24 protein-coding genes and 1 pseudogene are annotated in these 24,162 nt (G+C 63.9%); 11 read left to right on the top strand and 14 right to left on the bottom strand.

Annotated features, from left to right (window positions below; all coding sequences use genetic code 11):
- Positions 1-469: 469 nt before the first annotated feature.
- Complete coding sequence (locus ABZ909_RS41970; protein WP_357011705.1) at positions 470-1,537, top strand: hypothetical protein; 1,068 nt, start codon at positions 470-472, stop codon at positions 1,535-1,537.
- 30 nt (positions 1,538-1,567) lie between these two features.
- On the opposite strand, the gene ABZ909_RS41965 is transcribed toward ABZ909_RS41970, so the two are convergent.
- From ABZ909_RS41965 to ABZ909_RS41955, 3 genes are read right to left on the bottom strand one after another with little or no spacing between them, the layout of a single operon-like run.
- Positions 1,568-1,882, bottom strand: a complete 315-nt coding sequence (locus ABZ909_RS41965; protein WP_357011703.1) for a hypothetical protein — start codon at positions 1,880-1,882, stop codon at positions 1,568-1,570.
- Positions 1,879-2,088 (bottom strand): hypothetical protein, encoded by a 210-nt coding sequence (locus ABZ909_RS41960; protein ID WP_357011701.1) that lies wholly within the window; start codon positions 2,086-2,088, stop codon positions 1,879-1,881. Before ABZ909_RS41960 ends, ABZ909_RS41965 begins: the two co-directional genes overlap by 4 nt.
- Before the next feature lie 24 nt (positions 2,089-2,112).
- Positions 2,113-3,744, bottom strand: coding sequence for a metallophosphoesterase (locus ABZ909_RS41955; RefSeq protein WP_357011699.1), 1,632 nt, complete (start codon positions 3,742-3,744; stop codon positions 2,113-2,115).
- Here ABZ909_RS41955 and ABZ909_RS41950 point away from each other — a divergent pair.
- The 4 genes from ABZ909_RS41950 to ABZ909_RS41935 all read left to right on the top strand — a co-directional run bounded on the left by ABZ909_RS41950 (position 3,714) and on the right by ABZ909_RS41935 (position 6,631).
- Positions 3,714-4,730 (top strand): AraC family transcriptional regulator ligand-binding domain-containing protein, encoded by a 1,017-nt coding sequence (locus ABZ909_RS41950; protein WP_357011697.1) that lies wholly within the window; start codon positions 3,714-3,716, stop codon positions 4,728-4,730. The two genes, ABZ909_RS41955 and ABZ909_RS41950, sit on opposite strands and share 31 nt — an antisense overlap.
- Positions 4,645-5,034, top strand: coding sequence for a helix-turn-helix domain-containing protein (locus ABZ909_RS41945; RefSeq protein ID WP_357011695.1), 390 nt, complete (start codon positions 4,645-4,647; stop codon positions 5,032-5,034). The genes ABZ909_RS41950 and ABZ909_RS41945 overlap by 86 nt, the downstream gene beginning before the upstream one ends.
- 155 nt (positions 5,035-5,189) lie before the next feature.
- Positions 5,190-6,212 carry a helix-turn-helix domain-containing protein gene (locus ABZ909_RS41940; protein ID WP_357011693.1) on the top strand — a complete coding sequence of 341 codons (1,023 nt, stop codon included), beginning with the start codon at positions 5,190-5,192 and terminating at the stop codon, positions 6,210-6,212.
- Positions 6,213-6,316: 104 nt separating this feature from the next.
- A complete protein-coding gene (locus tag ABZ909_RS41935) occupies positions 6,317-6,631 on the top strand; it encodes a hypothetical protein (protein ID WP_357011692.1) in 315 nt (104 codons plus the stop codon).
- Between the two features lie 228 nt (positions 6,632-6,859).
- Here the strand turns inward: ABZ909_RS41935 and ABZ909_RS41930 are convergent, their stop codons facing one another.
- The gene (locus ABZ909_RS41930; RefSeq protein WP_357011690.1) at positions 6,860-7,399 is read right to left on the bottom strand and encodes a hypothetical protein; all 540 of its coding nucleotides are present in this window, start codon (positions 7,397-7,399) and stop codon (positions 6,860-6,862) included.
- A 308-nt stretch (positions 7,400-7,707) separates the two neighbouring features.
- On the opposite strand from ABZ909_RS41930, the gene ABZ909_RS41925 reads away from it, so the two are divergent.
- A complete protein-coding gene (locus ABZ909_RS41925; RefSeq protein ID WP_357011688.1) occupies positions 7,708-8,103 on the top strand; it encodes a hypothetical protein in 396 nt (131 codons plus the stop codon).
- A gap of 22 nt (positions 8,104-8,125) precedes the next feature.
- Here ABZ909_RS41925 and ABZ909_RS41920 read toward each other — a convergent pair whose 3' ends face one another.
- From ABZ909_RS41920 to ABZ909_RS41885, 8 genes are all read right to left on the bottom strand, one after another.
- Complete coding sequence (locus ABZ909_RS41920; protein WP_357011686.1) at positions 8,126-9,784, bottom strand: SLC13 family permease; 1,659 nt, start codon at positions 9,782-9,784, stop codon at positions 8,126-8,128.
- Positions 9,785-9,864: 80 nt separating this feature from the next.
- The gene (locus ABZ909_RS41915; protein ID WP_357011684.1) at positions 9,865-10,893 is read right to left on the bottom strand and encodes a hypothetical protein; all 1,029 of its coding nucleotides are present in this window, start codon (positions 10,891-10,893) and stop codon (positions 9,865-9,867) included.
- An 81-nt stretch (positions 10,894-10,974) separates the two neighbouring features.
- Complete coding sequence (locus ABZ909_RS41910) at positions 10,975-11,481, bottom strand: DMT family transporter (RefSeq protein WP_357011682.1); 507 nt, start codon at positions 11,479-11,481, stop codon at positions 10,975-10,977.
- Positions 11,478-12,059 carry a DMT family transporter gene (locus ABZ909_RS41905; protein WP_357011680.1) on the bottom strand — a complete coding sequence of 194 codons (582 nt, stop codon included), beginning with the start codon at positions 12,057-12,059 and terminating at the stop codon, positions 11,478-11,480. The genes ABZ909_RS41910 and ABZ909_RS41905 overlap by 4 nt, the downstream gene beginning before the upstream one ends.
- Positions 12,060-12,266: 207 nt before the next feature.
- Positions 12,267-12,980: a methylthioribulose 1-phosphate dehydratase gene (gene mtnB / locus ABZ909_RS41900; protein ID WP_357011678.1), complete on the bottom strand. Its 714-nt coding sequence runs from the start codon at positions 12,978-12,980 to the stop codon at positions 12,267-12,269.
- Positions 12,981-13,139: 159 nt separating this feature from the next.
- On the bottom strand, positions 13,140-14,156 hold the full coding sequence (locus ABZ909_RS41895) for a hypothetical protein (protein ID WP_357011676.1): 1,017 nt from the start codon (positions 14,154-14,156) through the stop codon (positions 13,140-13,142).
- A 158-nt stretch (positions 14,157-14,314) separates the two neighbouring features.
- Positions 14,315-15,109 (bottom strand): methylthioribulose 1-phosphate dehydratase, encoded by a 795-nt coding sequence (gene mtnB, locus ABZ909_RS41890; protein WP_357011674.1) that lies wholly within the window; start codon positions 15,107-15,109, stop codon positions 14,315-14,317.
- Positions 15,110-15,191: 82 nt separating this feature from the next.
- Positions 15,192-15,599 carry a hypothetical protein gene (locus ABZ909_RS41885; protein WP_357011672.1) on the bottom strand — a complete coding sequence of 136 codons (408 nt, stop codon included), beginning with the start codon at positions 15,597-15,599 and terminating at the stop codon, positions 15,192-15,194.
- 645 nt (positions 15,600-16,244) lie between these two features.
- Between ABZ909_RS41885 and ABZ909_RS41880 the strand changes: the two genes are divergently transcribed.
- From ABZ909_RS41880 to ABZ909_RS41860, 5 genes are all read left to right on the top strand, one after another.
- On the top strand, positions 16,245-18,053 hold the full coding sequence (locus ABZ909_RS41880) for an acyl-CoA dehydrogenase family protein (protein ID WP_357011670.1): 1,809 nt from the start codon (positions 16,245-16,247) through the stop codon (positions 18,051-18,053).
- Between the two features lie 69 nt (positions 18,054-18,122).
- Entirely contained in the window at positions 18,123-19,286 is a 1,164-nt protein-coding gene (locus tag ABZ909_RS41875) for a VCBS repeat-containing protein (protein WP_357011668.1), read from the top strand.
- 632 nt (positions 19,287-19,918) lie between these two features.
- On the top strand, positions 19,919-20,695 hold the full coding sequence (locus ABZ909_RS41870; protein WP_357011666.1) for a sigma-70 family RNA polymerase sigma factor: 777 nt from the start codon (positions 19,919-19,921) through the stop codon (positions 20,693-20,695).
- Positions 20,692-21,702, top strand: coding sequence for a helix-turn-helix domain-containing protein (locus ABZ909_RS41865; RefSeq protein ID WP_357011664.1), 1,011 nt, complete (start codon positions 20,692-20,694; stop codon positions 21,700-21,702). The genes ABZ909_RS41870 and ABZ909_RS41865 overlap by 4 nt, the downstream gene beginning before the upstream one ends.
- Entirely contained in the window at positions 21,699-22,727 is a 1,029-nt protein-coding gene (locus ABZ909_RS41860) for an AraC family transcriptional regulator ligand-binding domain-containing protein (protein WP_357011662.1), read from the top strand. The genes ABZ909_RS41865 and ABZ909_RS41860 overlap by 4 nt, the downstream gene beginning before the upstream one ends.
- A gap of 80 nt (positions 22,728-22,807) precedes the next feature.
- On the opposite strand, the gene ABZ909_RS41855 is transcribed toward ABZ909_RS41860, so the two are convergent.
- Positions 22,808-23,356: an SUKH-4 family immunity protein gene (locus tag ABZ909_RS41855; RefSeq protein WP_357011660.1), complete on the bottom strand. Its 549-nt coding sequence runs from the start codon at positions 23,354-23,356 to the stop codon at positions 22,808-22,810.
- 151 nt (positions 23,357-23,507) lie between these two features.
- Positions 23,508-24,162, bottom strand: a pseudogene (locus tag ABZ909_RS41850) (hypothetical protein); the annotation flags it as partial.

Raw genomic sequence — 24,162 nt, 5'->3', positions numbered from 1 at the left:
ACGATTCATCGCCCGCGAGGTCTACCACGCCCTCACCGAACATCCTCCGCAGCACCAACCAGCCGAAACTGCTTGACATCTATAGGAGCATCACAGAGCAACTTACGCTGATGAGTGGACCTATTGCCACCATTGGGAATAGCTCAGACTGAAAGCCCCTGACGCTCACGATGGCTCAGCGATGTTCTGTGGATCTTCGCGGCGGGGGACTTTGTCGACCGGATCGGATTACCCCTTCGATCCCGACGTCGCACGTCTTGATCGCACAATCATATGGAAGAGGTTCGCAGTGCCCGATACTGGTTCAGCCGGCCCGCTCGACCTGGCCAATTTCTTGTCCTTCGTCGGTTCTGCGGTCGGTCTGGGAAGCTCGCTGCTGAGTTTCGCTCTCTGATCGAAAGCAAAATGCCAAGGGGCGGCAGGAAGGCCGGGTGATATCCGTGTCCCTCGCGACCATCGGGGGTCCTTCATGAATCCCGGTCTGGCACTTCTGAAGTCGCTCATGCCGCCACCACCGCTGCGGCCGGTTGTGGCGCCGCCGTGGTCGGTGATCCAGCAGGCGATGCACCTCGCGCTTCCCGCCGACTATCGCGAATTCATCGATTGTTATGGGGACGGGGAGATCAACCACCGGCTCTCCGTGTTCTTCCCGGCGCGTCAACGCGGGCCCCGTCCCACCCTGACGGTTCTGCTCGACAACACCCGGTCGCTCCGAAAGAGTGGATTCTTCGACGATCTCGATGCCGCCTGCCCGAATCCGGATGCGGAGCGGCTGACATCGGACAATCTCCTGCTGTGGGGGCAGACATTCAACGGTTGTCTGCTCTTCTGGGCCACCGACGGCGAGGACCCGGACACCTGGCCCATCCGTGTTCACTTCCAGGACAACGACTCCCGCGATCATTGGGTTGAATTCGACGGCGGCATGGTCGATTTTCTGGTCAGCCTCGGTAATGGCGGTTCCTCCCAGGCGAACCGGTTGATCGGCGATCCGCGCGGCACCATGCGATGGAGCAGGCTGCGGGATTGGAAGTACGACTACGGCCGGCCACCCGCCGCCGTATTCGATGACCGCGTTCGCCTCGACAGCGACCGGTCGGTCGAGGGACGTCGCGCGTCCCACGGTTCGGTGATCCCCTTGCGCAAATACGGTCAACACGGTGGCGATCAAGCCCACTGGTGGCGAACCGGTCAGGCACGACCTCTCATCGAACTCGAGGAGACAGGCACCTCGATCCGGCTCAGCGGGGGCAGCCAACCTCCCGGCATCGCCTACTCGCTGTACGGTACCGCCGACCTCTCGGCCGACGGTGAGCTGGAAACCATCGGGGTACAGCTACTTTGCGATGGATATGCCATCGATACGGCGCTGGTCGACACCGGCCGTCCACGGCAAGCCGAGTTCACGGCCGAAGTCTGTGTGCCCGCGGAGGGGCCCGGGTCCTCGATCCAGCTTCGAGTCGTCGCGCGCGGCCGGGATGACATGGTTATCGTCAACCGCGTCCATTTACAGGCGAAAGGCACGCTGGGGGACTGAACTCCGCAGCGCGGTAATCCGATCGGACCGTCAGAGGTCGAATCTGACGGCGAGCACCATCTTGATGAAGTCGAGCATCTCAGTGGTCACCGTCCCGTCGTAGGTCCCGGCCTCCAGTACCGTTCGCACGCAGGGAATGAACCGGTGCGCCGCGAGTACACGGCCCTCGTCCCAGCCCACGGAGAAGATCCGCAGATCCGCAGGCATCTCGCGGGCGTCGACCACCGGCACGGCCAGTGCCACATCGCGGTGGCGCAGCAGCGTCTGACCGTCGACGATCACCACTGTCAGATAGCCGTCACCGGCGGCGAGGGTATAGATGTCACCTTGGCGCAGTTCCCTCACAAGGGCATGCCCATGCCGATGCGCGCCAGGTCGGCATCGCTGTACTTCGGCGGGTTGTGCTGCTCGTGCGCGGCAATGCGCCGCAATTCCTTGTCCGCGAGCCGCTGGAGAACGGCCCGGTTGATCTCGGCACTGACGTTGCCCTCCGCGCTCTCGCGCAGAGCCTCAGCGGTCGCGTCCGGGAGGCTGATGTTCAGTTTCGCCATGTCACCACGGTAAAGTATGACGCTTTACCGCGGCAACTGAACGATCGCCGTGACCGGACGCCGATAGGTGATCCTGTCGAATTCGCGCCCGAACTCGTCCACCGCGGTCACGTCCATCTCGCTGACGAAAAGGCCCGGACGCACATCGACCCGAATGAACGAATACCGGCGGAACCGGACACGCGACCAGGCAATATCGGTCTCGCCCTGATCCTCACCGTCGCTGGTCCACAACGTGGCCTTGGCGACGGTGGTGTCGGACAACTCGTTGCCGCGGTAGCTCTCATCGGCCGGAAACGTCGCGTGGATGGCACCGCCGCCACCGACGACGTAGTAGACCGTGCCGTCGGTTTCGGGGTAGACGATCGAGTTGTCCGGCACGGCCTTGGTCGGCCGACCACCACACATCGGATCGGTACGTTCGAAGTTGTGGTTGTGGCCCTGCAACACCAAATCGACCCGATACCGGTCGAACAGATCCGACCAGGCTGAGCGCACCCCGCCGTCACTGGCCGCACCGACGCCGGTCGCGTACGCGCATTCATGGAAGAAACACACGATGAAATCGACAGCGGGGTCCCCTCGATACGCGGCCAAGGTGTGCTCCACCCAGCTCGTCTGTGCCCCACCGGAATAGCCGAGGTTGGCGCGTACCTGCCAGCTCACCTCGTTCGCATCCAGCGACAGCACCGCCACATTGCCGTAGCGGAACGAATACACCGATGGGCAGCCGTCCGGCCCGTTGCCGGGCAGGTCCAGTCTCCTCGTCAGCCCGCCGTAGCCATGGGTGCCATAAATTGCTTCCATGTCGTGGTTGCCGGTGGTGAACATCCACGGCACGCGTGCAGCACTGGATTCGATGGCTTGGAAGTAGCTGTCCCATACGAACGGGTTGTAGGCGTCGACTCCCGGATTGTCGGTTCTGCCGCTCGGCACGAACCAGTCTGGGCCACCGCCGTGTGAATTGTCCGCGTAGCAGATGTCTCCGGCCAGGATGTGGAAGTCGGGGTTGGAGGCGACGATCTGGCGCTGGATGTTCTCGGCGTTGCGGGCATCGGGTGCATCACTGTCGCTGTGGCCGTTGCGATAGGCGCCGGGACGCATGCCGGTCGGCTCCGGGGGAGTGTCGTCGATTCCCTGATCCCCCATCATGGTGAATCGGAACGGCAGTAGCGCGAGGCGTGCACTCGGCATCGCGGTGCAGGCCGCCACCACGTCGGTGGTGAATCCGTCGGAGGTGCGCCAGCGGTAGAAGTGCGGCAACCGTCCGGGCAGCCCGTCTACTCGGCCGTGGACGTAGAACTGCTCGGCAGCGAGCATCCCCCCATCGGTGCGGGGGATCTGCGTCAACAGGTTGCGCACCTCGGCCTCGCTGGTCGCGCCCAGGGCCGGAGTGGGGCCATGGTCGAGAAACACCTTGGCACCGAGAGGATTACGCGACAACTGCGCCGAGAACCTCAACTGACTGGCTGCATCCGGACCGAATCCGACATGTCGGCCGCCGACCGCGAGCGGCGCGTCCGCAGCGTAGGCGACCCGACCGAAGAAACCGAGTCCGGCGACCATCGCCGCGGCCGCACCCCCTTGCAGGAACGACCGGCGGCTTACCCGATGCCGCTTACGGAATGCACGGTGCCAGTCGTACTGCTCGGCCATCGTCAGGTTCGCGGCCAGTCGCGAGGGAATGCCGGTGCGCGGCACCGCGCCGGGAGGATTCAGCACCCAAAACCTCAGTCGTCGTTGGTGATCCACGTGAGCTAGCCGAAAAGCTAGGTCCCGCCCGATATCTGGGCAAGTACGCGTTCCCGCCCGGGGGAAGTGGTCGAAGCGGCACGTCACGGACTTCGCCAGACCGGGTGGAAAGAGCGAACGACCCGGCCGATATGTGGTGTTCCGCCGGTCCGAGAGGGGCATGGCCGGGTCGCCCCGGAAATATTCCGGGCCAACGAATCTCGACGCGCTGCCAGGCGGTGAGATATGGCGCCGAGGGCGGCGGAACAAGTCGGGCGCGGCGCGTGGTTGTAGCGATCTCACCCCGAGTTCGGATCACGAAGGCACGCGGAGCGGATATGACCCTGACACACGATATACCCGCAGCTCTCACCGACACGATGTCGCCACACTGCGTCAGGCTCATCTTGGACACCGCGAAGCGGTTGGGCGTCCGCGACTCGGATCTGGCGCGTATCGGGAGCCTGCACCGAACGGAGTTGCAGGACAACGCCGCCCGAATTCCCGCCTTGGACATGGCCCGGCTGTGGGAGGTGCTCGAACAGCAGGTCGGCCGTGAGGCCGGTGTGCGGGCCGCCGCGGCGGCCGAACCCGGGCGGCTGCATGCGTGGGATTATCTGATCAGCACCGCGCCCACGCTGGCGGAGGGTCTTCGTGTCGGGGCGCGGTACCTCCCGATCGTGTGTCATCCCGGGGCGGTTCTGCGAGTATCCGAGGACGACTCTCGACTCACGCTCGAACTCGCCGACTCGCCCTATCGGGGACCGGCCGCGGCTCCACGAAATTCTGCGGACGTATGCCCAGCTTCTCGAGGAGTAGCCCCGTGTGAAGCCACCGTGGTTGGAGACTGTGCGCGCGACGATCCGCCATGTGATGTCCGAGCCGGGCGGCCACGGCGTCGAAATGGATGAGGCCGCCCGCCGCCTGAACATGAGTCGGCGCACCCTGCAAGGCCGCCTCGCCGCGCACCGCACCACGTGGCGAACCGAACTCGAAACGGCCCGTTACCAATTGGTCGTCACCCTGCTGGCCGACCCCACCCTCTCGACCCGGTCCATCGCCTCCCGGCTGGGCTACAACGACTACCGCGCCCTGTTGCGTGCCTTCCGCTGCTGGACCGGGCAGGCCCCCAGCGACTACCTGCGATCTCTGCTCACCGCGCAGGACCGAGGGGACTCCGGCGCTTCGGTTTCCGCGCCTTCGGTTCGTAGTTGAATTGGGCCCTTCGAGGAGCGCATCAATCTGCCGTGGCGGCCACCTTTAACTGGCGACTCGGAACAAATCATTTGGTTAACTATTGAAAATAGGCCGCCAGGGTTCTCCGATTAATGACTCGACAACCGGGGTGTCGATCTGGATACGCTCTGCCGATGATCGAAGGCACCATTCCGGCGCGCACGGTGAGCTTGATCTGGTCGGCGGCGATTCGGGCCGGAGTTGCGCGGAGCGAGCTGGCCGCGATTGTTCCCGTCGTGGATCCCGAAACTCTCGGCGACGATCTGCTGCGTGTTCCGGGAGCGTGGACTCCGCGCGCCTGGGAACTCCTGGATGCCGCGGCCGGTCCGGGGTCGGGGTTGCTCGCGGCGGGGAGCGCCGAGCGGGGTGGTTTGTACGTATGGGACTACCTGTTCACCAGTGAACCGACACTTGCGCAGGGTGTTCGGGCCGCCGTGGAACTGCGTGGCGTGGTGACCGATCCCGGCGTCGGCTGGGAGGTGGTGGAAGACGGTGGCCTGCTGTCCATTCGCGACACCACCCCGCTCTGGCCCGAGTGCGCTCGCCCCGTCCAGGAGTTCATGTTGTCACTCATGCTGCGGCGTGTTCGGGAAGCCACGCGTCAACCACTGGTTCCGGTCCGGGTGGCCTTCACGCATCGGGAGAGCCATCGATATCAGTACCTGGTCGACGAATTCGACACCAGCCGAATCGATTTCGGCGCTCCATATGCCGAGATCGTGTTCCTCGACGCGGGTCATCTTCCCACCGGCGCGGATCCACATCTGGGTGCGATACTGCGCCACTACGCCGAGCTGTTCCTGGCTTCGTCACGGCCGGCCTCCAACCAGCAGAACGCCATCCGCATCGCGATCGATGACGCGCTGAGCCAGGGCGACCTGAGCCTGGACCGCATCGCGTCGCGACTGTCGATCGGCCCGCGCACCTTGCAACGCCGTCTGTGCGACATGGGAACCAGCTGGCGTGAAGAAGTCGAAGCCGTGCGCTACGGACACGCCGTAGAACTCCTGCGCGCCACGCACCTCCCGATTCGCTCGGTCGCCGCCCGCCTGGGCTACGCCGACGCCCGTGCCTTCCGCCGTTCGTTCCGGCGCTGGACCGACCAGTCACCCGACGAGTTCCGCCGCCAATCCCCCTACACTGTCCCGATCTGGTAATCCAGCCGACCGAACCCTTCCCTCTCCTGGGGACGCATTACTGTCTCGCAGGCAGCACAGGCTCGCTACTCCCAGCGCGAGAAGGGTTTTCACACATGACATCGATGGTCAAGCACGTCGGCATGCCACTCACCATCCTGGCCTCCGCCGCGCTGCTCGCCGGATGCGGTCATTCGTCGACCTCCTCTGCGCCGCAATCGAACACGGGTGGCGGGAACCCTTCGTCATCGATGTATCAGAAGGAATGTCAGGCGATGTTGCCGATCTTCTCCGACCCCAAAACGCCCAGCGCGTCCAAGGATCCCGAGAAGGTCATCAACGGCATGAAGAACGGCGCCGCGTGGAACCTCATGACCACCGAGGATCAGAACGACGCAGTCGCCGGCATCCGCAAGGCCGCCACGGGCTCCTGCAACTGAACCGCGCCACGGCGGATCTTCGCCGGGCGTGCAATCGGTGACGTCAGCCACGATTCGCGACTGGGATGAACGACTCCCGCGGCGTTTCGGTTGAGTTCGCACGCAACGGGTGGTGCCGCGTGCCCTCGTGGTCGCGTCGCCTTGTGCCGCGACCTCCGCCGGATGCTGATTGTCGGCCGTGATGTCGTTTCCTCCGAGATACAGCATCGACAACGATCTCGGACGCGTTCAGCGGCACAAGGAGTCGATGAATGCGGAAAATCCGGGATACTCGTTGCGGGCGTCCGCCACGATTTGTGCTGTCGACCGGTTCCGGCCCGGTGCGTGGCGCTCGGCGATGGCGCGGAATTCGTCGTTCGGCGCGGTGTCGACGGTCGGTTGACCGAAGGCCTCCGCCGGTCCCGAGCCGTTGGCGAAGATCCAGAGCAGGTCACCGAGATCTCGCGCGATCACGCCGGTTTCGCCCTCGGAGCCGACATAGACGATGGGCTGGGCTGCGAGCGGCATATCGGGTCGGACGAGCCAGCAGCCCGCGTAATCGCCCGCTCCGGTGGACCCGAAGAAGCGGAATTCGGCACCGTCGACCTCGTCGTTGCCGGTCCAGAGGCGGAACCACCAGGCGGTGCGCTCGGGCGCTTCGAATTGCTCGTACGGTTCGAAGTCGCAGCCGGTGGATTCGTCGGTGTCCTCGTCCCAGTTCCATTCGAAACCGATGGCGAACACTTCGGCGAGGGCGGCAGGGAAGGTCAGATCTGCGGTATCGGGCACGGGGCCAGCTTATTCCGGGTCGGTAGAGAGACGCGATCTTGCCGGGTTTCGATTCCGATTACGGTGCAACGACTTTCAGCAGATCCCGGGTATCGCACCGGCTGGACGTCGCGATTCCTTCTCGCTGCCGGCGAATCATGCGGTGGCAGCTGGGTTCGTGCGGCCGTCGATCGCCGGAGGGTGCCGGCTGCGCAGATTTCGAGTAGCCGAGTACGCGGGATCTGCTGTGCGGACCGACCTACGGTTGAACCGCGATCAACTCGCGGCTGGAGCCCGACGGGCGCGGCAGACTGAGATCGGAGACATCGATGGGCATTACGTTCGCGACCCAGAACCCGGGCAGGCGTGTGGCCGGCCTGCACCACTTCAATTACGAACCGTTGTGCAGATTGGCAGTCGCTCCCGTGGGCGGAGGCAAAGCCCCGGCCGGTGACTACCTCGTTTTCGGACGTGTTGTCATCGCTAACTTCGACGATGACTTTCAGGACGCGACCGCACGGATCACCGCCTACGACGGCACCGTGCTGATCGACGAGGCGACCATTCGCGTGAGCAGCGGTCTGCGAGTGGCGGTCTCCTTGCAGGGCACGATCCATCTCGACAGCGAGACAATCCTCGACCTGAACGCCGGCACTTACGAGGGCGAGGCCGGACAAGCGTCTTTGATCGCCATTCAGGTCGATCAACTGGTCATCGAATCCTGAGCCGAGCTCCGAGACAATCGTTCTAGCTGGTGAGCATCAGTCCCGCGGTGGCGGCGGTGGTCGCGGCGATGGCCAGCACCAGCCCGGTCGGCACGAACCGGCGCATGGGGACCTTCACTTCGTGGGTCCGGCAGAACTCCAGGCACAGCAGGGTGGCGAGTGAGGCCCACGGCGTCACCACCGGGCCGATGTTCGTGCCGATCAGCAAGGCCAGCAGCTGATTTTGATCACCAGGGCCGATCACGGCCTCCCCGGCGGTGTAGGCGGGCAGGTTGTTGACGATGTTGGACAGCGCCGCGCCCGCCCCTGCCGCGCGATATACGCCCAGCCCACTGGTGTCTGTACCGATGAGCCGGTCCATGAGGTCCGACAGTCCGTACCGGGACAGCGTCGGCACTACGAGGAACAACCCGGACACGAAAACCAGTAGCTGCCAGGGAAACAGCGACCACCGCAACGCCGGCCGGTCGTAGATCGCGAAGGCCACCAACGCGATTGCCGCCGCTACCGTGGCCGCGATCCCGATCCGATCTCCCACGAACGGGATCGCCAGCACGAACAACACACACGCACCCCCCGACGCGTACAACAACACCCGCTCCCGCATATCCGTCGGACGGATCGGCTCGGGCACCACATACCCCTCGGCCCCGCGCTGCGATCGGCGCCAATACCACCACCACAGGCACGCCATGGTGACCAGAATCGAAAGCCCCTGCGGCAACCACATTCTCGCCGCGAACCCGGTCGCGCTCAACGCCACCCGATCCGCCGCCAGCAGATTCGTCAGATTCGACACCGGCAACAACAAACTCGCCGTATTCGCCAACCACAATGTCGTCATCGCCAACGGCAACGGCGGAATCCGCGCCGGCACCGCCAACGCGAGCATGACCGGCGTCAACAACACCGCGGTGGTGTCCAGATTCAGAACAGTCGTGGTGGTCGACGCGAACAACACGCAGAGCAGGAACAATCCGACATAGTTTCCGTTGGCCATGATCGCCAGTCGATGCGCGATCACATCGAAGACCTTGGCCCGCCTGGCAAGGTTGGCCAGCACGATCACACTGCCCAGGAACATCAACAACGGAGCGATCCGCCGCATGTTCACTGCCGCATCGTGTGTGGGCAGCAATCCGGTTGCCACACACAGCAGTCCGACCACCAGCAAGCTGACTCGCACGGCGTCCAGAAGGCCCGGTCGCCATGCCCGGGACATCGCGGTCCTTCCTTCGAGCACGACGCGGGGTTCGGACACGACGTGATCCAAACAGATAGCAGACAGCGATGATGACTGGGGCTTCTCAGCACTGGGTACGGGTGTTATCGGCAAGGTCGCCGATCCGCTCGAAGCCGGCCGGACAGATCCGAGAACCTGACTGGATGCGCGTGGTATTACGACTGCCGCCGACCGATACCGGATGGACCCGGTCCGCTGGTCGGTTGGACCCGGGTTTTCGGATGGTATCGGCCGACGGCGGTCGAACTGGGCGCCGCTGAAAGTGCCCACGGGCAGCCTAAGCGCCACCATTACCGGTGGAGGGGGACTGTGCGTGCCAACATGGGCGTTGATCACGCCATGGGTGACGTCAGTCATTTCACTACGAGCCGATCCGACGTGGCTGAAATGAAAATGACTGTGCCGCTGTGCAAGCCTGGCGGCCGGCTTGATCGGCATGGCACTGGCCTCGAACCGGTCCGCGGCATCAACCAGCGCGGCAACCGAGTCCGAGCGGCGGCCCGAAGCGAACTATTGCCTCAAGAGCGTGGGTGCGTGCGTATTTCGGTGCGATGGAAGTTGGTCAGGCAGGTGCCGAATGGGCCCATGCCGTAGAGGGCGAGGCTGGTGAGTGTTCCGTTGAACAGGTGGGGTGGGGGCAGTCGATTCAGCGGTACTTCGTGGGTGGGGTCGTTCGGTGCGGACTCTGTGACGTGCGGGTTGAAGCGGTCGCCGATCTCGTCGTAACCGGTTGCGCGGAGTTGTTGTACCCGGTCCGGTTCCGCGGGGACCGCGCCGGTCAGCATGGCGGCGAGGGGTTCTCCGAACGGGCCTTCGGTGCGGACTCGGCCTTGGCGAAGGGGCTCGAAGGTGGTGACGATCGCGTCCTGTCCCGCTCGCCATGCGGGTGAATGCGCGAAGTAGATCTCCGGTGCACCGTGCGGGTTGTGTCCGTAATGATGACCGACCGCGGGTATCGGGGCCATTTCCGCCGCGACGTGGTCGAGCGCGTGTGCCAGTAGCGGGATCATTCCCCGCGGTGCTGAGAACATGAACATCGACACATGGGGTTCGGCCGATTCGGTGCCCCAGGGCACTCGCTCACCGAGGACGAACTCCGGACGAATGGCTGATTCGCGCATCGAGGCCGCGAATTGCCTACTGCGCGCGATGGATTGGTCGCGCATCGCTGTCGGCAGCTCGAAAGCGATGTCGAAGGTGAGGAGTTCGTCGAGATTTCCGTCCAGCCACCGGTCCTGGATCGCGAGGGCTGGGGTCGGGATTCCGGGAGCGAATCCATGCAGCCCGGCGGCGTAGGCGCCGAGAGCGTGCCACAGGCATCGCGCCGATTCGGATATCGCGACGGTTCCTGCAGGAGTTGTTCGGCCGTTCGATGTGACGACCATCGGCGGCCGATGGTAGGGGAGATCAGCGCCGACCAGGGCCCGAACCGAGGGTGCGTCGGCGGCCAGATTGTCGAGATAGTCGATGATATGGGCTTGCTGAATCGGCGATACGTGGTGGGAGCCCGCCACGGTTTGGAGCTGCGCCGAGAATCCCCTCGTCATCCTGGTCCCATGGTCGAAGTTGTAGGGAGTTGATAGACCTGCCGCCCAGACATTTTGAACACTCTGTCGCACGACGCGAGGTCAATACCTGGCCATCAGGTAGGAGCCGACGATGATCAGGAAGCAGGCGAGCAGGCGCTGCCGGTTGATCTTTCGTCGCGGAAAGCCCATCACGCCGACATGATCCATCGCGGCCGCGAGGAACATCTGGCCGGCGATGATCAAGGCGTTGAAGGTGCTGACTCCTACGACAGATGCCACGGTGATCATCGCGAAGATCGCCGCTCCGCCGATGAGGCCGCCGAAGGGCGCCCACTTGGGCATGGCCGCGAGGTCGGACCGGCTGATTCGGGGCTTGTTCGGTGAAAAGACCAGTGAGGCAACGAGAATGATGCCGACACCGGTCAGCGCGACCGCATAGGATATGACACCGCACAGCCAGACGTTCCCCAGTGCCAGCTTCAGAGAATTCTGGCAACCGGCCTCCACCGATCGCAGCGCGCCGCCGAGCAGCATGAAGGCGAACACCATGGCCAGCGCCGGGCGTGACAGCTTCCGGGGAGCCGTCTTGATCACGTCGACCATCATGAAATCCGTTCTGCAACAGGGCTATCGGCGTCGCTGTCGCTGGCGGTATCGGTGGCCATGAGGACGACGGCCACGGTGATCAGGGCGGCGGCGACCAATCGCATCGGAGTCGCGTGGCGCACGGCGAATCCCATCAACCCGAGGTCGTCCATCACCAGGGCCACCAGCATCTCGCTCACGATGACGACGGCGTTGAATGTCGCGATACCGACGTGTTTCGCCACGGTGATCATGCCGACGACGGCGACGCCACCGATGAGCCCACCGAACGGCGCCCACCACGGCATGTGCTCGAAGGCCGCGAGCGTCGGCAGCGGTGCCGACGAGAACAGGCGAGATACCGCCAGGAATATCAGAAACCCCGATAGCGCAACGGCATACGACGCCACCGCGGAGATCCACACGTTCTTCACGTGGAGCATCTGCGTGTTCTGGCAGCCGACCTCGACCGAACGCAGGCCTCCCGCGGCGAGAATGAACAGAAATATCAACCCAAGACCGATTGCAGCCATGACGAGACTCCGCGTGAGCAGGATGGATGCCGGGGACAGTGATGTTCGAGGGCTATCGGCGCCCATCCATTCCCCAACGTGTGGTGTGTCACCTTAGCGACCTGCATAGCGTACCGTTATCTAACGGCACGGTCAATGAGGCGTAAGACTTCCAGCGGCGCGACGCGGGCGTGAGGTCACCGTCGGAGTGTGATGAATCCCCATACTTGAATGCGAAATGCGAAGGGCCCGAACAGATGAATCTCCGTTCGGGCCCTTCGACGCACTCGGCCGCTACGCGCACTGAATCTCGCGTCGTCCGGTCAAGATCGTCAGTCTGCTGATCGCTTCCAGGCACTCCGCGCGGTCGCGTGCCCGAGCCAGGTTCTCGCCCCACGTGGTGATGCCGTGGCCGGCGATGAACAGGACCGGAGGGGCGTCGGGATGGTCGATCAGGTGCTTCTCGACCTCGGCGCCGATGCATGTTGCCTCGGCATGGTTGGGAAACATCGGGATCTCGATGACATCCGGACGTGTTCCACCCAGACCCTTGATCAGTTCGTAGCCTGAAAACTCTATGGAGCGAGTGTCATTCGTGTACCGGAAGATCGACAGAGCGGTCGCGTACGGCGGATGCACGTGCACCACCGCCGTACCCCGACCGGCGCGATAGATGGCGGTGTGGATGGCCGTCTCGGCTGAGGGGGGCCGCGAATCGTCGGGGACCGGTCGCGAGTCGAGGACCTTGACGCGAACCATGTCGGTGGCGCTGAGCTCTCCCTTCGAGAGCCCGCTGACAGTGATGACCGCTGTATCGCCTTGGCGAACAGAGATATTGCCCGCGGTGCCCGGCATCCACCCGCGCGCGTACAGATCGTGTGCGAGCGCCGCGATCTGTACGCCCGCAGCATGTGAACCGTCTGGGAGACAGGACATGTCGGGCCGTTCAGCCGATTCATCCAGGGTGATTCCGGCGGATGGTGTTGCGGTGAACGGGGTTTGATCCATGGGAGGCATCCCTCTCGATGCGGGTGCGCGCGGACAGCGCTGACGAGGTTGCGGCGCGGGTCAACGGTATCGAAGGCGCCCGCGGATGTGACCGGGGGTTTGCCAGTCGTGGGAAGTCCGATCCGCACTTGTGTCACACCGCGGGATGTGCTCGCGGGCTCAGCTGCCGAGGGTCCCTTTCGCGGACAGGTAGACGTGGTTGATGACGACGGATTCGGCGGGGGTGTTCGCGACTACTCGCAATTGGACCGCCGCGGCGGGCGTGCCAGCGGTTACCAGGACCTCTGTTTCGAGGCGCGCTGATTGCGGGTTCGATGCGTCGACCAGGGTGGATGCGATGGGATGGCCGTCGCGAAGCAGTTCCAGTCCAATGGTTCCCGGTGGCGCTTCGGATCCGAGTTCGGCCGTGACCTCGTAGGAGATGCCGGGATGCTGCCTGCCGCCGTACAACCGGACCGTCGTGGATGACTGATCGAGTTCGATCAATCTGCGTTGGACACCATTCGGCCCCAGCGGGGGTTGCTCACCGCCGGACTGCCCGAGTTTTCGTAACGGTATGAGGGAGCCGTTGGAGGTGTGGCGTCCGTCGACAGGCCAGTGTCCCCGGGTCGGGACGAAGTCGTCGAACACCGCCGAGGGTGGGTGACCGTAGTCGTGTTCCCAGTCTCGCAGTCGGGTCCAGCGTGGTCCCCCGGAGCGGGGGCCGATCAACTCCGCGGCTGTCGCGAGGCTTCCGTCGATGCCTCCGACGATGAATTCGGCCATCCCGCCGTCGAAGTGGCGCCAGCAGTCCCGGACACCGGTCCGCTGCAGGAACACCCGGGTCGTCCATTCGTTCGGGTCCTCGCTGGTGGCCGACCAGAAGAGCAGGTCGCCGGCGAGGGTTTGCCCCCAGAGCAGTAGATCGGTGGATCGATCGGAATCGATGCTCGGGCAGGCGAATTCATCGAAGAAGCCATTGGCCCGCAACCCCGCTGTGTTATCGGCGAGAACCGTCAGCGAGCGACGGTACCCGCTGCGGCGGGCCGGGAAGAACACCGACAGCGTCGCATTGATCCGGCCGTCGCCGTAGAGGTCGATGAAGTCACGATAATCGGAGGGCAGCGCCAGCCCCATGGCATGCTCGACCTCCGTCCAGGGCGGCGGGATCACCGGCGGCAAGGGAGGGGGTGGCATGAGCGAACTCAATTGCGTCACAGCCGAATGCACCACAACCCCTCTCGATTGGTTGCCCGGACCGTAACAGTCGGCATCAATTCTTCTCGATGATGGGAACCATCGCTTCGGCACCGGGGCAAACCGACACCCGGTTACCGGCCCAACCTTTCTGGACGCTAGTTGTCGCTCGACGCAATCTGACGTTGCCCGGTCAGACTGGTCAATTCGCAGAGGGCCTCGAGACCTTCCGCGCGGTCCTGAGCATGAGCGAGGTTGGCACCCCACGCCGTGATGCCGTGCCCCATGATGAACAGCACGGGCGGCGCGTCCGGATGTGCGGACAGATAGGTCTCGACCTCCACTCCGATACGCCATACATCGGCATGGTTGGGGAACGCCGGAATGTCCACGGCGCCCGTGCGATTCCCGCCCAATGCCTTGATGAGTTCGTAGCCCGCGAATCGGATGGTACTCACCTCGGCCGCGAGTTTGTGAACCGACAGGGCGGTCGCGTGCGGGGGATGCACGTGAACCACGGCGTCAGCACCACAGGCTCGATAGATGGCAGTATGAATGTACGCCTGTGTCGATGGACGAAGTGAATTATCGTGTACCGGAATCGAATCCGCAATGGCGATGGTCACCATGTCGGTGGCGCGAAGTTCACCCTTGGGCAGCCCACTCGCGGTGATCACGGCGTAATCGCTGTGCCGTTCGGAGACATTGCCGGCGGTACCGGACATCCAGCCCCGAGCATGGAGTCCTCGCGCGACGACGGCGATTCGCTCACCCGCGGTGGACGGATCGGGCACCCGATCTGGTGGTGCCGGAGTCGTCGGCCAGGTCGAATCGCCGCCGTGGACGTCCCATGCAGGCGCGTTCACAACAAGAGGAATCTCTTGCATTGGCTCGAAGTCCTTCCACCCGGATGGATCGACAGGGTCCGCAACAGGGCATCGTTGTTCGTGCATGTGCCGAGATGCCCGTGAGCGATCGACCGGATCGATCGTCCACGGGCATCGGCTGCGATATTCGATTGTCGGCAGCGAGAATTCACATACCGCTGCCCGAAGCGCTACCGGACAGACCGCTGCCCGAAGCGCTGCCGGATGGCGGCGGGAACGGGGGATAGGGCGGGTACGGCGGGTACGGCGGGTGCCGGTGACAGTCCCAGCCCGGATATCCGGAGTAAGCCGGGTAACCGGGCCAGCCGATGTCACCAGGGCCGTTTTCTTCGTTCGAGCGGGTGTGCGACCAGGCCCGGCCGGTGGGCTCCTCGTCATTGATCTGCGCCGGACCGGTCAGTTCTTCCGAGACCGAGTCCTGCGAGCGCGGAGTCTCAACGGTGATATCGGCGAGTGCCGATGCGGTGCTGATGAACGGTGCCGCGGAAACAGCCGCGGCGACCGCCACGAAGGCGATACTTCGGACCGGCGCCATTCGAAAAGCAATAGCTTTCATGTCGGTTCCCCTCCGGGCTCGGTGTAGGGCATTCACGCGGCCGCCCGATGACCGGGACGGTGGCGAGGATGGGATCCCGCCCATCGACCGGCAACAATGTACCGACGGGCACGATCACCGGTATTGCCATCGCTGGCAATACCAGCGGGCCCAACCTGAACCCCTGGCTGAAAGATCAGTCGAGATATCCCATGAAAGACGTATCGGCACCCGTTTCGACGCACAGCCATTGCCGTTCCCCAACATTGTCGACGCAATACTGCTGGTCATCACGGCTTCTCGCCGATCGCCGCCGACCCTCCCGCAGGTCGTGACGCCGATGTCGCGAGGGTGGGGTGACCTCGCGTGCGGAGTTCCAGCTCCCGGACGGGTCCGGCGTGGCCACGATTGAGGGAAAGACGGGTAACTCGGCGCGACGCCGAGGGTACGCATGCGATGGGCTTCCCACCCGTGGGACGTTCGGCGGTAGGACCGAAAGCCGCCCGAAATATCCTGTGAACCAACAGCTTCGAGGTCCCGATTCGGCTGTGAATCGACACCCTGGCACTCGATCTGCTGGGTTCTCCGGAGAGGCACCTGTTCGAGAGCCGTATCACGACCGAAGCCCGATGCCGCGCGGGATCTACAGCGGCACAGGAGATTACGATGTCCACGACGGATGTGCCGGTCGAATCGGCTGCAGCGAGATCGCTCGGGCATGCCGCCGCCGACGCGACCGTGGAGGCGCTGCGGAACGCGATCTTCGGTCCCCAGCGCGCCGTGTGGACTCATGTCCGCGATATCGTCGCCGGTCTTCCGGATCTGTCTCGCCCGTATCTCATCGATGCCCGGCAGTCGAAGGTCGCGCCCGTTTTGCTGCGCACCGTTATCGCGGCGGTGAATCGGCCCGGGCGGGAGATTGCCGTCGACACGCGACTGCGTGGCGCCCTGGTGGATTGGGCGGCCGTGGCAGCGCCGCGGCTGGTGCTGCCGCTGGTGGGTCATCTGGATCTGGCGATCGGTGCCATCGCGAGCCTGGGCAACGGGTCCGACTATCAGCGGCAGCGGCTGGCCGCGCTCGATACCGGGGCGTCGGTCGGCGTGCTGATGATCGCCGAGCTCGATGGCGCCGATGGTGCCGACCAGCAGACGACGGCCACGTGGGATCGTGAGGGCGATGGGTTCTGGCTGACCTCACCGACATCGGGTTCGATCGAGATGGTGCCCGCTGTCGCGGATGCCGCTTCCCATGAGACGGCTGTCGTCACCGCACGGCTGCTCGTCGACGGTCGTGACGAGGGTGTGTTTCCGTTCGTGTTCGATCTGCGCACCGCCGCCGGTCTGGTCGATGGCACGCACGTCGTTCATCTGCCCGACGAATTCGGCGCGCCCACCGATCACGCCATGGTCCGGTTCGATCGGGTGTGGCTGCCGCGAGCGGCGCTGCTGGGCGGGGACTGGGCCCGCATCGATGCGGACGGCCGGTTCAAATGCGCAGTGCCGCAACCCGAACGGTTCCATCGTGCGATCACTGTCCTGGGCGACCTACGCCTCGATCTGGCCAACGCGAGCGTCGCCATGGCACGCGCGGGTCTGGCGGGTCTGGTCAACCACAGCAGGCAACGCCGGTCCGGATCCGGGATTGCGCGAGGCGACCGCGACGCGGTGCGGCGTGACCTTGTCACCGGGGTGGCCGCCGTCTACGCCATCGGTGCGCTGGGCCGGCATCTGCGCGACGCGCCCGAGCGCTCCGGCGATTCTCAGCGGGCACTGTGGTCGATGCTCGCCAAACCCCTGCTCTCCGAGACCGCACATCGAGTGCTGGAGATATGTCGACAGTGGGCGGGCGCGCAGGGAACGCTGGGCATCAATCATCTCGTCGATTGGATCGCCACCACGTCGGCGATCACCGCCACCGCGGGTGAGAACCACGTCCTGCGGGTGAGAGCCGGAGAACTGATCGCGCAGCTCGGCGTCTTCCCACAACTGCCGGGCGCGCCCGGGACACCCCCGTGGTACATCGAGATGCTCGCCCAGCGCGAACGGATCATCGCCGCCGGAATCCGCATCCAGACCTACGGAAACGCCGGCGTCGCACTCGGACCCGACGCCGCCGCAATCGAGCTGGCCACCGCCACCGCCGAACGGGCCGCCGCCAGCGCGCTGTTCGCCGACGCGCTGCGCGTTCCCGATCCCACCGCCCGGCTCCTGGTCGCCTCCGCGGCCGCCGCCTACGCCTTGGACCGCATTCACGCTCGCGGCATGTGGTACGCCGAGCACTCCCTGCTATCCACCGACCACGCCACCAGAATCACCACGACACTGCGCCTGCACCACGCCACGCTGGCCGAGAAACTGCCGACACTGGTGGCCGCCTTCGACATTCCCGCCCTGCCCGGCCCCCTCTTCAGCGGGGGCTACACGCGCGCGTTGCTCGACTACCCCAACCGGAACGACACCAGCCGAAGAGACTGATGTCGAGCTGTTCCCAGCGGTGGGAACCCCATAGGGTTCCGTGGAGAGATTTTGTCCAGGGGAGTGGAAGTGTCACGCATCAAATCAGTTGTCGTCGGCCTGATCTCCATGGTGATCGCCGGGATGTCGTTCGTGGGCCCCGGTTCGATGAACGGCCACGCCGTCGCGGACACCGTGCCCAATCTGATCGGACCTGCGGTCCCCGCGGTCGCCGACCTCCGCGGCAACGGAATGAAGGATGTCGTGTTCAGCGACTTCCTACTCGGAAACGGGATATCAGTCTTTCTGGGCAAGGCGGGCGGCGGCTTCGAACCCGCCGTGCATTACCCCACCGGCGGACAGGCCGACTACGTCGCCATCGCCGACTTCAACCACGACGGCATACCCGACCTGGCCGTCACCAACTTCACCTCCAACACCGTCTCCATTCTGACCGGAAGAGGCGACGGCACTTTCAACGCTGCCGTCAACTACCCGACCGGGTTCGCTCCCGGCGCAGTGGTCGTCGGCGATTTCACACACAACGGCAATCTCGACCTCGCCACCTCCAACCAGAGCGCCTCCTGGTCGATCCTGCTCGGCAACGGAGACGGCACCTTTCAACCCGCCACCACCGTTTCCACCGAAGGCGGTCTCGGGTCCGGCTCCGCCGCGGTCGCCGATTTCTACGGCGACGGCAACATCGACCTGCTGCGCGGCAATTACATCAACAGCACGATCCAGATCTTCCGTGGTCGCGGTGACGGAACCTTCGAACCTCCCGCCACCCTCACCGACGGCGCCCTGACCGCCTGGTACGGCATGGCGCGGGATATCAACGGCGACGGCAAGCCCGATCTGCTGTTCTCGAACCTGGTGAGCAGCACGATCTCCGTGCTCCTCAACAACGGCGACGGTACCTTCGCCAAACCCGTCGTCGTGCCGACCGGCGGACTGCTGCCACAATGTTTCGATGTCGCCGACCTCAACGGCGACGGCAAACTCGACCTTGTGATCGCCAACGCCGGAACCTCCACCATCACAGTCCTTCTCGGCAATGGAGACGGCACCTTCGGCCCACCGACCACCTACCCCTCCGGCGGACTCATGCCGCTGTCCACCCCGATCCTCGCCGACTTCAACGGCGACGGAATCCTCGACATGGTCGTCGGCAACACCGCCACAGGAAACATCACCCTGCGATACGGCCGGGGCGACGGAACCTTCGGCGACCCCATCGATTACTCCGCCTGAGTCATCCGCGACACCGATAACCACTTGCCCTGAGTCGCACTAGATTTCGGGTACAGCGGCGCGGTCAGTTGACCGGGGGAAGCTGACCGGCCGATTGCACGGTCGGTGTTCACGCTGAAACACATGCCGTTTCCGCGTGCTGTCGATGCGGATCGTAGGGATATGCATTTTGCATACAACGGCTGCCCACATTCCGCACACGCGATGGGTGTCGCACGCACTACCTGCGAACCGCGATGGCTGACAGTCTTTTTCCTGTCAGGAGCAACAGCGCGAGGCCGTCACCGGGCACCGCGCCACGCAGTGAGGAAATTTATCGTGCCCGTGGTCGGAGTTCGCCGTTACTGTGTCGCCGAGGGGCAGATCGAGACCCCGCTCGCGCAGCGCTCACGCTGATCGACGGAATCGACAGGGCCAAACCGGGCTTGACGCATACCTGACGTACTCGGGACCACAGTTATTCCGATATGCGGCACTGGAATTCGGCCGGGAAAATGCAGGTGCCATCGAGGTGGCTCAGCGATCGTGCGCTGGTCGATGGGTTGCCAATTGTTCTGTCTCGGTTGGCATCGCGGAACAAACTCTCTGAAAACTCACGGTTTGCCATAGCGCCTCGGAAAGGAGGTCGAGAGATGGGCAATCACATTACTGATGCGGCGACGGAGTCGTTCATCGGTTGTCGAAAACTGCTGTTCTCAGTCGCCTACAAGATAGTGAGATCGGCCGCCGACACCGAAGATGTCCTGCAGGAGTCTTGGTTGCGTTGGATGGAATCAGACGTAGCACAGGTTCGCGACCCGCAGGCCTTTCTGGTCCGCCTCACCACCCGGGTCGCGATCGATCATGTGCGTAAGGTGAACCGTCGCAAGGAGGCTTATGTCGGTTCGTGGTTACCGGAACATCTGTGTATCGCGCCGGATGTGGCCGAGGATGTGGAACGGGCCGAGAGGATGTCACTGGCGGTAACGTTGGTTCTGGAAACACTCTTGCCTACCGAGCGCGCGGTCTTCGTGCTTCGAGAGGTATTCGGCATCGGTCATGAGGAGATCGCGACCACCATCGGAAAATCCTCCGTGGCTGTCCGTCAAATCGCGTCCCGTGCCCGTAGACACGTCGATTCGGGTTGCTGCCGCATGGTGGTATCGGCCGGCGAAACTCACGCCGTGCTCGAGTCGTTCCATCATGCGCTGGAAACACGCGACCTGCAGGATCTGCTCGACGCACTCACCATGGTTCCCCGATGCGGCGATCCGATTCCTCGGAAAGCGAGCTCGGATGTACGACGGCCGCCCTGCCGACGCCGGGGTTTCGATCGCATCGCCTGCTCGTGTCATGCCCATGATCGAAGGTGTTCAGTGACTTCGGCACCCGGCAAATCGTTGGAGGTACCGGGTGGGTTCCGCCGATGATCGAAGGCAGCATTCCCGCGCGCACAGTGGGATTGATCTGGGCGACGGCGATTCGGGCCGGGGTGCGGCCGAGCGAGCTGGCCGCCGTTCATCCGGCAGCTGATCCCGCGATTCTCAATGACGACCTGTTGCGGGTTCCGACGGTCTGCGTTCCTCGTATCTGGGAGCTGTTGGACGCTGCGGCAGGGCCACGGTCAGGATTGCTTGCCACAGAGACCGCCGAGCGGGGCTGCTTGCACGTGTGGGACTACTTGTTCGTCAGTGAACCGACACTCGCGCAGGGCGTTCGAACCGCGATCGAACTGCGCGGAGTGGTAACCGATCCCGAAACCGGCTGGGAAATGGTGGAGGACGGCGACCTGCTGTCCATTCGTGGCATGACTCCACGACAACCTGATTTTCCTCGTGCATCCGTACAGGAATTCATGCTGTCACTCATGTTGCGCCGCATCCGCGAGGCGACACGGCGGCCGCTGGTTCCAGTACGGGTGAGCTTCTCTCATCAGGAATCCGATCGATATCCACATTTGATCGATGAATTCGGCACCAGCCGAATCGATTTCGACGCGCCCGCTGCCGAGATCACGTTCCGGGGCGTGAGTGAGACTCCCACGGAGTGGGATCCGCGCCTGAGCGTGATGCTGCGGCACTATTCCGAACTGTTGCTGGCCTCGTCTCGGTTGGCGCCAGGGCGACAGGACTGCGTGCGAATCGCGATCAACGATGCGCTGAAGGACGGTGATCTGAGTTTGGACAGCGTCGCGAGGCGGTTGACGATCAGCACCCGCACGCTGCAACGCCGCCTTCTCGATACGGGAACCACCTGGCGGGAGGAGGTCGATACCGTGCGATACGAGCACGCCGTGGACCTGCTGCGAACCACGAACCTTCCGATTCGCTCGATCGCTGCCCGTATCGGGTATGCCGACGCACGCGCGTTCCGCCGTTCGTTCCGGCGCTGGACAGAGCAGCCGCCAGGTCAGTTCCGTCAGCGGCGCTTGCGATGACCGCGGCGATCAACTCGGTCTCGTGGTCTCTGGTGAGCGTGCTGGTGGATGCGGTGCGGGCGTTCGGAGCCACCGAACAACAGATTTCTCGAGTCCTCGGCCGTGATCCAGAGACCGTATCGGACAGTATGACTCGAATAGCGCCGGTGAACATCTCGAGACTGTGGGGCCTGCTCTATCTGCTGGCCGGGCCCGCGGCCGGCGTCGCAGCCGCCCGTCGCGCCGACCCGGGTCGTTTACATGTCTGGGACTACTTGATCGCCACTGCGCCGACGCTCGCCGACGGTCTCCGTGACGCGGCCCGTTTCAACGAGACGATCTGTGACTCCAGAATCGGCGTCGAGGTGGTCGAAAACGGATCCTTGCTGACTGTCGAGTATTCCAACTGGCCGCTCGAACCACCGGTCGACGCGGTGATCAAGGAATTCGCGATAGCCGTGACCGCGAGGCGTACTCGCGAAAGATTCGGGACCATCGGTGTCCCGGTGAGGGCCGACTTCTCCCATCCTGAACCGGCGGACACCGGGTATCTAGTCGATGCCCTCGGTACCTCCAATATCCACTTCGCCCGGGACCGGGATTCGATTGTCTTTCCAGTGGGTTCGGCCACGACCGGTGCGGTCACGAATGACGCTGGGCTACAGCAGGTCCTGCGTTCTTATGCTCGACGGCTGCTCGAATCGGCCAGTCTCGAGAACACGTGGCTGGACGCGTTTCGTGAAGTCCTGAACTCTGCGGTATGGGCGGGTGGCGTCGGTGGCGTTACGTTGTCGAAGGTGGCGATGAAACTGGGGGTGAGTGATCGCACTCTCCAGCGGCGTTTGGCCGACCATGGGACAACATGGCGTGCGGAGCTCGCAATGATCCTGCGGGACAGAGCAATCATCCTTCTCCAGGATCGATCCGTGCCGGTGGAATTGATCGCGAGCCAATTCGGTTATCGGGACAGTCGCGTGCTGGATCGGTTCTTCCTACGGTGGACGGGGCAGTCCGTTGCCGAATTCCGTCGACGGCTCCCGGGCTGAGTCTTCTGCCGCCGGGGTGACCATATCGAAAGCGAGGGTCTTGGTGTGCGCGTACTGGACCGGAAGTGGATCACCGCAGGTCACATCATTGGATAGGATTGAAGGAAAGTCGTCCAGAACCTCGTCTTCGACTCGAAAGGCGTTGTGTCCCAGCGGTTCATTCCTTCCTGGATGATCTCCTCGATTTCGGCCCAGTCGAAGGGCGTCGGGTCTTCGTCGGGGTCGGGTCGTTCGACCTCGACCTTGTACACCAGGTATGCCAGCGACGACAGGTCGCGGTGGATCAACTCGAATTCCACTTCCGCGTCCGGGTCGGACACCCAGATGGTTCCGTCCGTGGGACGGACGTAGAGCAGGCTGTGGAACAACAGACCCAAGGGCTGGAGTTCTCCGGCGGGCGTGTCCGCCGGCGTGGAGTCGATATCATCGAGGAAGGCCAGGTCGGGGCTGGCGGGATCGCGGTCGGCCGCATCAGCCGATATCCGAAACAGCCCGCGCGAGTAGGGGATTCCGAATGTCACCGCGAACTCCACCGCATCCGGCGTCCTCCAGATCCGCTCCGCGAAATCGGCCGGGAATCTGAGCATTTCACCCGGTGGCAGGCTCGCGCGGACCTCCTGCCAGTCCACTCCTACCAACATTTGTCGTCCACTCCCATCGGATCGGTTCACTAGTGAACGGGTTGCCCGCTCGGATCCCCGACGCGAAGCCGACCCTGAGCGTACTCACGCAGCTCAGGAGGAGATTACGAGACGTGAACTCCACGCAAAGTAGCGCACTTCAATTCGGAGTTCGACTGTTGTGCGTGCAGTCCTGACCAGCGAGCATCCGGGCGGGGTTGTCTTGTAGCAGTGCGTGGATCAGGGTGGGGCTTGCTCCGTGCTCGGCGAGCATGTTCGTGAAGACAGTCGGGATGTACACGAATCCGTTGCCGCCGTTGCGGGTCCACATTTGTTTGAGGAAGACGTCGTGGCTGAGCAGGATCTGATCCGGATAACGTGTCACAAGGTCTGAGACGGCGGCTGCGATGAGTTCCGGGGCGGATGAGCGGCCTTCGTGAGGGAAGGCGATGTCCATGCCTATCATGTCGAATTCGAGCCATACTCCGCGTTCGGCGACGCTGCGCTGGTATGAGGTGTCGGCTGCCGAGGGGTCCATGTGGGCCAGCACGACTCGTTGTAGCGATACTCCGACCTGGTCGCGCACGATGTCGAGTACCTCGTGTGCGCGTCGCTGCCAGCCAGGGAGATGGATCATGAGTGCTCGGGTGGGATGGTCGAGTTGCGTCAGCGCTGCTGCCCGCAGCGAAGCGGCCTCGGCCGGTGTGAAATCGGGGGAGACCCTATCTGCCAGACTCGCGTGAGACATGGTGACCCAGTAGTTCTCTGACGATATGGGCGAGATCGGATGTTCTGAGCGTGACGTTGAGTGTTGC

This window comes from Nocardia sp. NPDC046763, assembly GCF_040645495.1.
Taxonomy (GTDB): Bacteria; Actinomycetota; Actinomycetes; order Mycobacteriales; family Mycobacteriaceae; genus Nocardia.
The sequence above is the reverse complement of the archived record's forward strand: the minus strand, read 5'-3'. Positions and strand labels throughout refer to the sequence as shown.

Bases quoted from the DNA above. Each gene is read 5' to 3' on its own strand.
- ABZ909_RS41970 (WP_357011705.1), top strand. From the start codon at position 470: ATGAATCCCGGTCTGGCACTTCTGAAGTCGCTCATGCCGCCACCACCG.
- ABZ909_RS41960 (WP_357011701.1), bottom strand. From the start codon at position 2,088: ATGGCGAAACTGAACATCAGCCTCCCGGACGCGACCGCTGAGGCTCTG.
- ABZ909_RS41950 (WP_357011697.1), top strand. From the start codon at position 3,714: ATGCACGGTGCCAGTCGTACTGCTCGGCCATCGTCAGGTTCGCGGCCA.
- ABZ909_RS41955 (WP_357011699.1), bottom strand. From the start codon at position 3,744: ATGGCCGAGCAGTACGACTGGCACCGTGCATTCCGTAAGCGGCATCGG.
- ABZ909_RS41940 (WP_357011693.1), top strand. From the start codon at position 5,190: ATGATCGAAGGCACCATTCCGGCGCGCACGGTGAGCTTGATCTGGTCG.
- ABZ909_RS41935 (WP_357011692.1), top strand. From the start codon at position 6,317: ATGGTCAAGCACGTCGGCATGCCACTCACCATCCTGGCCTCCGCCGCG.
- ABZ909_RS41925 (WP_357011688.1), top strand. From the start codon at position 7,708: ATGGGCATTACGTTCGCGACCCAGAACCCGGGCAGGCGTGTGGCCGGC.
- ABZ909_RS41920 (WP_357011686.1), bottom strand. From the start codon at position 9,784: ATGCCGATCAAGCCGGCCGCCAGGCTTGCACAGCGGCACAGTCATTTT.
- ABZ909_RS41915 (WP_357011684.1), bottom strand. From the start codon at position 10,893: ATGACGAGGGGATTCTCGGCGCAGCTCCAAACCGTGGCGGGCTCCCAC.
- ABZ909_RS41910 (WP_357011682.1), bottom strand. From the start codon at position 11,481: ATGATGGTCGACGTGATCAAGACGGCTCCCCGGAAGCTGTCACGCCCG.
- ABZ909_RS41905 (WP_357011680.1), bottom strand. From the start codon at position 12,059: ATGGGCGCCGATAGCCCTCGAACATCACTGTCCCCGGCATCCATCCTG.
- mtnB (WP_357011678.1), bottom strand. From the start codon at position 12,980: ATGGATCAAACCCCGTTCACCGCAACACCATCCGCCGGAATCACCCTG.
- ABZ909_RS41895 (WP_357011676.1), bottom strand. From the start codon at position 14,156: ATGCCACCCCCTCCCTTGCCGCCGGTGATCCCGCCGCCCTGGACGGAG.
- mtnB (WP_357011674.1), bottom strand. From the start codon at position 15,109: ATGCACGAACAACGATGCCCTGTTGCGGACCCTGTCGATCCATCCGGG.
- ABZ909_RS41885 (WP_357011672.1), bottom strand. From the start codon at position 15,599: ATGAAAGCTATTGCTTTTCGAATGGCGCCGGTCCGAAGTATCGCCTTC.
- ABZ909_RS41880 (WP_357011670.1), top strand. From the start codon at position 16,245: ATGTCCACGACGGATGTGCCGGTCGAATCGGCTGCAGCGAGATCGCTC.
- ABZ909_RS41870 (WP_357011666.1), top strand. From the start codon at position 19,919: ATGGGCAATCACATTACTGATGCGGCGACGGAGTCGTTCATCGGTTGT.
- ABZ909_RS41865 (WP_357011664.1), top strand. From the start codon at position 20,692: ATGATCGAAGGCAGCATTCCCGCGCGCACAGTGGGATTGATCTGGGCG.
- ABZ909_RS41860 (WP_357011662.1), top strand. From the start codon at position 21,699: ATGACCGCGGCGATCAACTCGGTCTCGTGGTCTCTGGTGAGCGTGCTG.